We start from the raw sequence: 10,560 nt of genomic DNA on the forward strand, positions 1-10,560 counted from the left end.
GGCGTGGCCCTTGCCGCGCCCGCCACCGCGACGCTCTTCCTCGGCGGCGCGCTGCTCACGGGCATCCTTGAAGATCGCGCCGATGCTCTCTTCCTCGTCGTCCCCGGCATCGCCTTCTGGACGCTCGCGCTTGGGCCGCGGCAGCGCCACCAGCAGGTCCGCCTCCACCGGCGCGGTCGGCAGCTTCTGCTCGATGTAGGTCTCGATGTCGGGCAGGCTCATCGCATAGCGCTCGCAGGCGAAGCTGATCGCGTCGCCCTCGGCACCCAGGCGTGCGGTGCGGCCGATGCGGTGCACGTAGTCCTCGGCATCAAACGGCAGGTCGTAGTTGTAGACATGGCTGACGCCGTCGATGTGCAGTCCGCGGGCGGCGACGTCGGTGGCGACCAGCAGCTCCAACTGCCCCTTCTGGAACTTGGCCAGCAGGGACTCGCGCTTCTTCTGCGGCACGTCGCCGCTGAGCACGCCGACGCGGTAGCCGGCCCGCTCCAGCGCACGGGCGACCCGCTCCACCCACGCCTTGGTGTTGACGAACACCATCGTGCGCGCGCCCTCGCTGCGCGACAGCAGGCCCAGCAGCAGCGGGATCTTCTCTTCGTCGGAGGGGAAGTACACCAGCTGCCGCACCTTGGCATTGGTGATGAACTCCGACTCCACCACCAGCTTCTCGGGCTCGTTCATGTGCTCGTAGGCCAGCTCCAGCACGCGATGGCTGAGGGTGGCGCTGAACAGCAGGGTCTGGCGCTCGGTGCGGATCGGCATGCGCCGCAGCAGGAAGCGGATGTCCTTGATGAAGCCCAGGTCGAACATCCGGTCGGCCTCGTCCAGCACGCAGATCTCGCAGGCGTGCAGGCTGACCACCTTGTGCTGCTTCACATAGTCGATCAGCCGGCCGGGGGTGGCGATGATCACGTCCACGCCCTGCTGCAGCAGCTCGCGCTGCTTGTCGTAGTCGACGCCGCCGTAGACCAGCGCGAACTTCAGCCCCAGCTCGCTGCCGAACTTGACCGCGTCCTTGTGGATCTGGATGGCCAGTTCGCGGGTCGGCGCCAGGATCAGCGCGCGTGGATCCTCCGGCTTGCGATCGGCCAGCGCCGGCTGCGACAGCAGGCGGTTGATCACCGCCACCAGGAAGGCCAGCGTCTTGCCAGTGCCGGTCTGGGCCTGGCCGGCGACGTCGCCGCCCTTCAGCGCCACCGGCAGGGTCATCGCCTGGATCGGGGTGCAACGGGTGAAACCGGCCGACTCCAGCCCGGCCAACAGGCTCGGGTGCAGGTCGAAGGACGAGAAGGAAATATCGGTAAGGGGTTTGTCGCTCATGCGTTCAGGAATCCGCGCGCAGGACTGCGCTTGCGTGGGTGGCGTCCGCGAAGCAGACTGCCGGGGTCGGCCAGATTTTCGTCCTGACCGCAGCGTGCGGGGCTTGAAGCCACCGCGTAACGCCCCAGTTTAACGCCAACCATCGGCAAATTGCCCGGCGCCCACCGCTGGAGCCCGCCATCCGCAGGAGAGTCTTGTGAGCGATAAAGTCATGCAGGTCGGCGATGCCGACTTCGATTCCGCCGTGCTGCAGTCGTCGGAGCCCGTCCTGGTCGACTTCTGGGCCGAATGGTGCGGCCCGTGCAAGATGATCGCACCAGCGCTGGACGACCTGGCGGAGACCTACGACGGCCGCGTCAAGATCGCCAAGGTCAACGTCGACCACAACCGCGCGACAGCCATGAAGTACCACGTGCGCTCGATCCCGATGCTGCTGCTGTTCAAGGATGGCCAGGTGCAGGCGACCCAGATCGGCGCCGTCGGCAAGGCCCAGCTGGCGCAGATGATCGACAAGGCGCTCTGAGAACCGGTTTGACCCCGGTGGCGCCCTGCGCCGCCGGAGGCCCCCAGCGCTGCCCCGGCAGCTGAACCGGCACGCGGGCGTAACGCTTGCGGTGGCCTTGTGGCAGTGCTAGTTTCGCAGTACCCGGCGCCTGAATGGCTGTCGCGGCCCGTTTCATAGGGTCGTGGCGCGGTTCCCCGCCGCACCCTTCTCGAACCTTTTCGTCCCTGACGCTCCGCCCGCAGACGCGGGCGCTCGCCGCCTAGCGAGGAATTCCCGCTTGTCCGATAACACCCCCGACGCCGGCGATACCGCCGAAAAGCGCGTGCGCAAACCGCGTGCTCCCAAGGCCGACGCTACTCCGGCCAACAAGACCGAATCAACGCAGCCCGAGGCCGCCAAGCCGGCGCCCGCGCGTGCCGAAGCACCTGCTGCCCGCAGCGACGATGCCGGGAAGCCGGAGCAGTCGAAGGCCGACGGCAAGCCCGCGCCCAAGGCGGAGGCTTCGGCTGACGCCAAGCCGCAGGGTGAGCAGAAGCCCCAGGGTGAACAGAAGCCCCAGGCCAAGCAGCCGGCCGGCAACGAATCCGCCGGTGGTGAATCCCGCCAGGGTGGCGGCGAAGGCCAGGGTGACGGTGGTGGAAATGCCGGGCGTGGCGACCAGCAGCGCGGCAACCAGAACCGGGCCGACCAGAACCGTGGCGAACAGCCCGACGGGGGCCGCGGCAACCGTCGCGAGCGTTTCCGCAACCGGCGCGAGCGTAGTGGCGGCGGCGGCGGCGGGCGCAACCGCGACGGGCTGCCCAGCGATGATGGTGGCAACGAGTCCTTCGTCCCGCGCCCGCATCCGCAGGTGCCCGAGGGCTTCCCGCAGTACTCGCTGAGCGACCTCAAGCGCATGCCGGCGCAGCAGCTGCTGGAGATCGCCGAACAGCTCAACATCCAGGAAGGCGTGGCGCGCGCCCGCAAGCAGGACGTCATCGTCGCCCTGCTCAAGGTGCTGACCCGCCACGGCGAAGGCGTCGCCGCCGACGGCGTGCTGGAAATCCTGCCCGACGGCTTCGGCTTCCTGCGCGCGGCCGAGGCCAGCTACCTGGCCGGCCCGGACGACACCTACATCTCGCCGAGCCAGATCCGCCGCTTCAACCTGCGCACCGGCGACCACCTGTCGGGCCGCATCCGTTTCCCGAAGGACGGCGAGCGCTACTTCGCGCTGTCGATCGTCGACACGATCAACGGCGAGCCGCTGGAAGCGTCCAAGAACAAGGTGCTGTTCGAGAACCTGACCGCGCTGTTCCCGCGGCGCAAGTTCAAGCTCGAGCGCGCCGACGGTTCGACCGAGGACATCACCGGCCGCATCCTGGACCTGATGGCGCCGCAGGGCAAAGGCCAGCGCGCGCTGATCGTGTCGCCGCCGAAGGCCGGCAAGACCATGATGATGCAGCAGATCGCCACCGCGATCAGCCACAACCATCCCGACGTGCACATGATCGTGCTGCTGATCGACGAGCGGCCCGAGGAAGTCACCGAGATGCAGCGCACCGTGCGCGGCGAGGTGATCTCCTCGACCTTCGACGAGCCCGCCGGCCGCCACGTGCAGGTCGCCGAGATGGTGATCGAGCGCGCCAAGCGCCTGGTCGAGCACAAGAAGGACGTGGTGATCCTGCTCGACTCGATCACCCGCCTGGCGCGCGCCTACAACAACGTGCTGCCGAGCTCCGGCAAGGTGCTGTCGGGCGGCGTCGACGCCAACGCACTGCACCGGCCCAAGCGCTTCTTCGGCGCGGCCCGCAACGTCGAGGAAGGCGGCAGCCTGACGATCATCGCCACCGCGCTGGTCGATACCGGCAGCAAGATGGACGAGGTGATCTACGAGGAATTCAAGGGCACCGGCAACTCCGAGGTCCACCTCAACCGCCGCATTGCCGAGAAGCGCGTGTACCCGGCGATCGACATCAACCGCTCCGGCACCCGCCGCGAGGACTACCTGATCGAGCCCGAGCTGCTGCAGAAGATCTGGATCCTGCGCAAGCTGCTGCACGGCATGGACGAGATCGGCGCGATGGAATTCCTGCTCGACAAGATGAAGACCACCAAGTCCAACGACGAGTTCTTCAGTTCGATGAAGCGCTGAGCGGTTCCGCCGCAGCGCCAGCAGACGCCCCGCCCCGCGCGGGGCGTCCTGCTTTGGGGCGGCCAGTTCCGGAGTGGCCGGTTCGGGAAGCGACCCAGTCACGACGCATGTACGGGCGTGCAGCTAGGTTGCGCCTTGCCGTCCTCCCGCGGCGCCAACGCCCCTGACGTCATGAAATCCTCCCCCGCCGTTGTTCCGTCCACCCTGCGCCGCACGATGCTGGCCCGCTCCACCGCCGCCGCCCTGCTGATGGCCGTCACCGGCGCCGCAATCGCGCAGAATTCTCCGCCCCCGGCCACGCCGACCACGTCGCCCGCGGCCTCGACCCAGCCGCCGTCCACCGAGGCGGTAATGGCCAAGGCCGGTCCGCAGATGCAGGCGGTGCTTGACCAGCTCGCCGAGCTGGGCGCCGAACCGATCGCCAGCCTGACCCCGGAGCAGGCCCGCCAGCAGCCTTCGCCGGCCGATGCGGTCAAGGCGCTGATCGAGTCCCGCGGCGAAACCGCAACTCCCGAGGCGGTCGGCGAGGTGCGCAACCTCACCTTCCCGGGCCCGGCGAGCACGGTGCCGGTCCGCATTTACTGGCCCGAGCGCGCTGCAGCCGCAGCCGGCACCGATGCCACCGGTGCCAGCGAATCGGCGACCACCGCCCGGCCCAACGCGATTGCCGACGCCGATGGCCAGCCGCTGCCGGTGATCCATTACATCCATGGCGGCGGCTGGGTCATCGCCGACCTCGACACCTACGACGCCTCGGCGCGCGCGCTCGCCAATAAAGCCGATGCGATCGTGGTCTCGACCCACTACCGCCAGGGCCCGGAGGACATGTTCCCGGCCGCGCACGAGGACTCGCTGGCCGCCTACCAATGGATCCTCGACAACGCCGAAAGCTTCGGCGGCGACCCCGAGCGCATCGCCGTGGTCGGCGAGAGCGCCGGCGGCAACCTCGCGGCCAACATCGCCATTGCCGCGCGCGACAACGGCTGGCAGGAGCCGCTGCACCAGGTGCTGGTGTACCCGATCGCCAGCAACGACATGAACTCCGAGTCCTACGTCGAGAACGCCAACGCCAAGCCACTCGGCAAGGAGGCGATGCAGTGGTTTGTTGAGCACTACTTCGAGTCGCCGCAGCAGACCGCCGACCCGCGCATCGCGCTGGCCAAGCGCGACGACCTGGCCGGGCTCGCGCCGGCGACGATCATCCTGGCGCAGATCGACCCGCTGCGTTCGGACGGGCGCGCCTACGCCGAGGCACTGCGCGCGGCCGGCGTGCCGGTCACGCTGGAGGTGTACGACGGCGTCACCCACGAGTTCTTCGGCATGGCCGCGGTGGTCGACAAGGCGGAGCAGGCGCAGCAGCTCGCCGGCGAGCAGTTACGCGAGGCGTTTGGGCAGCCGCGATCGGAGACCGCGCGATCGGGGGGCGGCGGCACGCGCTGACACGTGCTGTCGCCGCTCGCGAAGACGCGCCCGCTTTTGCGGGCGTTTTCATCGTTCCGTATTGGGCCGGCGGTGGCGAGGGCCACCGCCGCGCCAACCTCAGCTGGCTTCAGCCCGGATCCAGCGACGTCAGCAGGCGCGGACCACCGCCGACGGGATAGATGCCGCCCGCGGCGATCGCATCGGCGCCGTCGTCGGACGGCTCGGACAACCACGGAACGCGCTCGCGCGGACCGGGGACATAGGCGTTCCACTCATGCTCATTCGGCTCGCGTGCGTCCGCAAACGTAAAGTCGACCGGCACGCGGGCCGACCAGTACGGCTCATCGACCTCGTCTCCGCGAGGCGGCGGATTGAAGGTCCAGTCTTTCGCGCGGCGCACCGCCGCCTGCGCGAGGACGCGGCGCCAACGGATCATTTCGCGCTCGCGGGCGACGATTCGCAGGTTGACCTGCTCGGCCACCACTTCCTCGACCGAGCCGTCGCGCCCGACTTTCACGACCAGATAGACAGTGCCGCCGACGCCGCTGTCAACAGCGGCAGACGGATAGCGTGGCGGAGCCAACGATTTCGCGCTGACAATTTCGCCCGGCTGGTGCTGACCGAACCGTGCGCCACGGATATGCACGCTGAAGCTGTCGTCGTCGAGCTCTTTCGCGACGATGCGCAGGCTCATGTCCACGCGCGCTGGTGACGTGCCGTCCTCCAAAGCGACCAGCTCGAAGCGCCAGTGCGGCATGGCCTTGCCGATCATCTCGACGACGCCTGGCGGCAAGTCGTCCCGGCGTTCGAGCTCGTGGCCGACCACCGCACCGCTCGCATCGATATCGAGCGTGCCTTTGACCAGCAGGCTCGCTTCGATCTGCTTGCGTACCGCACTGGGACCCGCTGCGACTGCGCCGCTGGCGCAGACCAACAGCAGCATCGCCATCCAGAACCGCTTGCCCATGACCTGCTCCCTGTCGTGACTAACGTCGGCACAGCATAGCGCAGGGCTGCCGGCGTCGACGCTTAGCGGAAATGTGCCCACACACGCGCCGGCGCCAACACCTCGCACTATCACTCGTTGAGAGAGCGTCCTACAGACGCGACCGGAGCTGCGGCGTCGGGCGTAGAGCGCGGAGGTGGCCTGCGCTTGCGGATGTTTGCAGTTGGCCGTCAGCGGGTCAGCGCGGATCGCGCAGGAACCGCGCCATCGACACGCTGTTGCCGGGCACGGCCGGCGCGAATTCGGCGGCGATGTCGACGAAGCCGCGCATCACCGCGATCTCGCGCGGGGTGCGGTTGAGCGCATCGCGCAGGTCCGGGTCGGCGCCGGCGCGGATCAGCCACTGCACCACGCTCAGCAGGCCGTGCAGGGCGGCCAGGTGCAGCGGTCCGAAACCGCGCGGGTCCTGCACGTCGAGGCGGGCGTCGTTGTCGGCCAGCAACTCCAGGCCGGCGATCAGCACGTCCTCGTCGGCGGCGCTGCCGGGCTCGGCGCGCGAGCCGAGCAGCAGCAGCAGCGAGGTCACGCCGGCCGCGGGCTCGTCGGCTTCGGCGCCGGCCAGCAGCAGGGTGTCCAGCAACGCCACCAGGCGCGAGCGCTCACGCGCGCCGAAGCCATACATCGCCGCGCAGTGGATGGCGGTGCGGCCCTGCGCATCGGCGGCGTGGATGTCGGCACCGGCCGCAAGCAGGCGCGCGGCCAGGTCCGGCAGGCCCAGTGCGCAGGCGACCATCAGCACGGTCAGCTCGCCCGGCAGGCGCTGCTCCAGCGTGGCGCCGGCGCCGATCAGGCGGTCGACGATTTCGATGTGGCGCATGCTGACCGCGGCCGACAACGGCGTCGCGCCGGAGTGCGCCGGCAGCAGCGGATCGGCGCCGCGCGCCAGCAGCAGGTCGACCACCGCGCGGTGACCACCTCCGGCGGCACGCAGCAGGGCGGTGCAACCCTGGCCATCGGCGGCGTCGACCGGCAGGCCCAGGTCGAGCAGGCGGCGCACCGCGTCGGCGTCGCCGACGATCGCCGCGGCCGGCACGTCGATGCTCTGCAACGGACGCCGCGGCAGTGACCAGCCACGCCAGTCGAGCCAGTCGGCGAGGTCGCGCCGGCCCGAGGCCAGCGCGACGCCGAGCGGCGTCTGGCCGTCGGCGGCGAGCAGGTCCGGCGCGGCGCCGTGGGCGATCAGCTGCTTGAGCGTGGCTTCGCGGCCGAGCGCGGCGGCCAGGTGCAGCGCGCTCATGCCGTGGCTGTCGCGCACGTCCAGTGCGATGCCGCCGGCCAGCAGGCGCGCGAGCAACCGCGGCCAGCCCAGCCGCACCGTCAGGGTCAACGGCGGGTCGCCGGCGCCGGACGGCGCGAACGGGTCGGCGCCGCGCTCGAGCAGATCGAGCGCGAACTGCTCCAGCGCCAGTTGCTTGGGGCCGACCGGCTTGGCCGCGGCCAATTTGGCGTGTTTCGGTTGCTTCAAGGCGGCTGTATCCGGCCCACGGGTCGCCGATTCGACCGCGACGCAGGCCGACAGGAAGCGCGCCAGGCCACCCCGGCCCGCCGGCGCGACCGCGTGCCGCAGCAGCGCCTGCATCTGCGGCATGGCGGCGGCCCCGCGCGCGAGCCAGGCGAACAGCGGGGTGTCGCCGGCGCCGTCGCGCACGTCGGCCGCGGCACCACGCGCCAGCAGCCACTCGATCTGGGTCGGCGACGGCAAGCTGTCGCCGTCGTGCAGCAACGCCCCCAGCTCGCTCGGGCCCAGCAGTTGCGCGAGCCCGTCCATGCCGTGCTCGCGGCCCTCGCGCAGCGCGTCGCGCAGCAACGCGGCCGGCGCGCGATCCGGTGGTGGGCCGGAGCCACCGGTGTCGTCTTGAGCGACTTCGTTGTCGCCATCGCTGACCCGGGCCGGCATCGCGTAGCTGGGGTCGAGCGCGGCGACCAGCGCCCAGCGGCCGGCCTCGGCGGCGCGGTCGATCGCGCGCTTGCCCTCGGCGTCGCGCTGCTCGCGCTCGACGCCGAGCTCGAGCAGACGCGCGATGAGCTCCGGCGTGGTCGCCGGGGCGGCGCAGGCCAGGATCAGCGCATTGCGGCCGTCGGCGTCGAGTGCGACCGCTTCGGTCGCGCTGACCCGCGGCAGCTGTTCCAGCAGCAGGTCCAGCACCGCCAACCGGCCGCCGCGCGCGGCTTCCAGCGCGGCGTTGCGGCCTTGCGCGTCGGTTGCGGTCACGTCCGCGCCGGCCGCGAGCAGCGCCGTGACCATTTCGACATGGCCGCCGAACGCGGCTTCGTGCAGCGCGCTGCGGCCGTCGCGGTTGCGCGCGTTGATTTTGGCCTTCTGTTTCAGCAGCAGGTGGATGCCGGCCGCGTCATCGTCCTCGCCGCCGGCCGCCGCCAGCAGCGCCGGCTGACCATCGGCGGGGTCGGTTTTGGCGCCGCGCTCCAGCAGGAACCGCGCGAGCCGCCAGTTGCCCGATGCGCAGGCCACGCCGAGCGGGCTCAGGCCGTCGTGGTTGAGCGGGTCCAGTTCGGCCGCCGCATCGCGCAGCAGCGCGGCGACGCCCGGGTCGGAGCTGCGCGCGGCGTGATGCAGCGGCGTGTTGCCGTCGCTGTCGACCGCGCGCGGATCGGCGCCGTTGGCCAGCAGGGTCATCACCGCGTCGGGGCGGCCGTGCCAACTGTCACGGGTGGCGGCGATCAGCGGGGTCATGCCGGCGTGCGCGCCGTTGAGATCGACGCCACGTGCGATCAGTGCGCGCAGCAGGCGCAGGTCGGGCAGTACGGCGGCGAGCACCGGCAGGCTGCGCTGGTCGCGCTCATCGCTTGGCGGCGGCGCGTGCGGATCGGCGCCGGCATCGATCAGTTCCAGCGCGCGCTCGACCCGGCCGGTGCGCGCGGCGGCGTACAGCGCCGGCTCCAGCGGATCGCCATCGGCCAGTGGCAGGTCGAGCGCGGCATCGAGCGCACCGGCCGGCTCGTCCTCCAGCATCAGCACCGGCTCGGCCGGCGCGATGCGCTGCAGCCAGGCATGCAGGGCCGGCGACACCAGCGCGAACCCGACCGCCCACGGCCAACGCGCCTCGCCGGGAACCAGTCCGGGCCAGGCCAGTACCACGACCGCAGCCGCAATGATGCCGACCGCGACCGCGACGCCGAGCCCGCGCCAGGCGCCCAGGTCGAGCTCGGCCAGCGACTGCGCATGCTCGCGCAGGGACCCGCCGTCGCGCTCCAGCGCGTGCCACAGCGGCCAGCTGCGCCACAGCGCCAGGACGAAGCCGCCGGCCACCGCGCTGACGCCGAGTGCGGCAGCCAGTGAGCCGGACTGGAGCAATGCCGACAGCGGCCACGCCAGGGCCAGCGCCAGCACCGCCACGCCGGCCGCCCACAAGCCGGTGAGGTTCAGGCCGTCGCGTTTCCAGGCCGGCAGCGAGACCAGCTCGATGCGCCGGCGCCAGCCCGACACCGCCAACGCGAACAATGGCTGCGCGAGCACCCCGGCGAACGCGGCGACGACCCCGCCGAACACGGTCAGCAGCGACAGCGCCAAGCCGGCAGCGAGCGCCGCGCCTATCGGCCACCGTGAATGCCTGGACTCAGGCATCGGTGCCGTGGTCCGCGGTCATCGGATCGAGCTGGGTCGGCGGCACCTGCAGGTGGAAGCCGCGGGTGGCGAGGTTCTCCCGCACCACCGCGGCATCGGCGCGGGCCAGCTTGCGCTCTGCGGTCAGGGCCAGGTCGAGCACGAACTGCAGTGGCCCGAGCTGCTGGCGGATCGGCGCGGGCACCCGCTCGAAGTCGTCGCGCGCGGCGAGGTACACATAGGTCTCGGCCTTGCGGAGGCTCTTGTAGACGTAGGCTTGCATGGCTGGCCGGGGGGACTCACTGCGCAGCGTGATGTGACGCACAGCATACCCGCGGCTCCGGGTGTGGCGAACTGTCTGTGTTCAGCCGGAGGCGCGGCGGCGGTGCCAGCCGGTGACCACTACCGTTTCGCCTTCACGTTGGGTGCCTTTGCCTCATGCCTTGGCCTCATGCCTTGGCCTCATGCCTTGGCCTTTGCCTTCGCTGGTACAGCGCCAAGGAATCCGCCACGCGTCTCCACAGACCCCGAAGGGGCGGCGGCCATGGATGGCCGCCGTTTTTCGACCGAGCCATGGATGGCGAGTCGAAAAATCCCCGCGCCACTCCACGCCC

General features: G+C 70.7%; 7 protein-coding genes. 3 read left to right on the forward strand and 4 right to left on the reverse strand.

All coding sequences use genetic code 11. The annotated features are described in order from the left end of the window. Nucleotides 1-1,320: ATP-dependent RNA helicase RhlB (gene rhlB / locus ACJQWM_RS14035; RefSeq protein WP_411306915.1), on the reverse strand; the 1,320-nt coding region annotated here is incomplete at its 3' end. A 196-nt stretch (nucleotides 1,321-1,516) separates the two neighbouring features. Between rhlB and trxA the strand changes: the two genes are divergently transcribed. The 3 genes from trxA to ACJQWM_RS14050 all read left to right on the forward strand — a co-directional run bounded on the left by trxA (nucleotide 1,517) and on the right by ACJQWM_RS14050 (nucleotide 5,396). After that, nucleotides 1,517-1,843 carry a thioredoxin TrxA gene (trxA, locus tag ACJQWM_RS14040; protein ID WP_078757930.1) on the forward strand — a complete coding sequence of 109 codons (327 nt, stop codon included), beginning with the start codon at nucleotides 1,517-1,519 and terminating at the stop codon, nucleotides 1,841-1,843. A gap of 259 nt (nucleotides 1,844-2,102) precedes the next feature. Continuing rightward, nucleotides 2,103-3,956, forward strand: coding sequence for a transcription termination factor Rho (rho, locus tag ACJQWM_RS14045; RefSeq protein ID WP_411306916.1), 1,854 nt, complete (start codon nucleotides 2,103-2,105; stop codon nucleotides 3,954-3,956). A 171-nt stretch (nucleotides 3,957-4,127) separates the two neighbouring features. Next, the gene (locus ACJQWM_RS14050; RefSeq protein WP_332707952.1) at nucleotides 4,128-5,396 is read left to right on the forward strand and encodes an alpha/beta hydrolase; all 1,269 of its coding nucleotides are present in this window, start codon (nucleotides 4,128-4,130) and stop codon (nucleotides 5,394-5,396) included. A gap of 109 nt (nucleotides 5,397-5,505) precedes the next feature. Here ACJQWM_RS14050 and ACJQWM_RS14055 read toward each other — a convergent pair whose 3' ends face one another. The 3 genes from ACJQWM_RS14055 to ACJQWM_RS14065 form a co-directional block, all read right to left on the reverse strand. Next, a complete protein-coding gene (locus tag ACJQWM_RS14055) occupies nucleotides 5,506-6,345 on the reverse strand; it encodes an energy transducer TonB (protein WP_332707953.1) in 840 nt (279 codons plus the stop codon). A gap of 217 nt (nucleotides 6,346-6,562) precedes the next feature. Further along, nucleotides 6,563-9,967: an ankyrin repeat domain-containing protein gene (locus ACJQWM_RS14060; RefSeq protein WP_411306917.1), complete on the reverse strand. Its 3,405-nt coding sequence runs from the start codon at nucleotides 9,965-9,967 to the stop codon at nucleotides 6,563-6,565. Next, nucleotides 9,960-10,229, reverse strand: coding sequence for a YcgL domain-containing protein (locus tag ACJQWM_RS14065; protein WP_332708014.1), 270 nt, complete (start codon nucleotides 10,227-10,229; stop codon nucleotides 9,960-9,962). The genes ACJQWM_RS14060 and ACJQWM_RS14065 overlap by 8 nt, the downstream gene beginning before the upstream one ends. Between the last annotated feature and the right edge of the window lie 331 nt (nucleotides 10,230-10,560).

Origin of the sequence: Novilysobacter longmucuonensis (genome assembly GCF_046600735.1) — a bacterium.
Taxonomy (GTDB): Bacteria; Pseudomonadota; Gammaproteobacteria; order Xanthomonadales; family Xanthomonadaceae; genus Novilysobacter_A; species Novilysobacter_A longmucuonensis.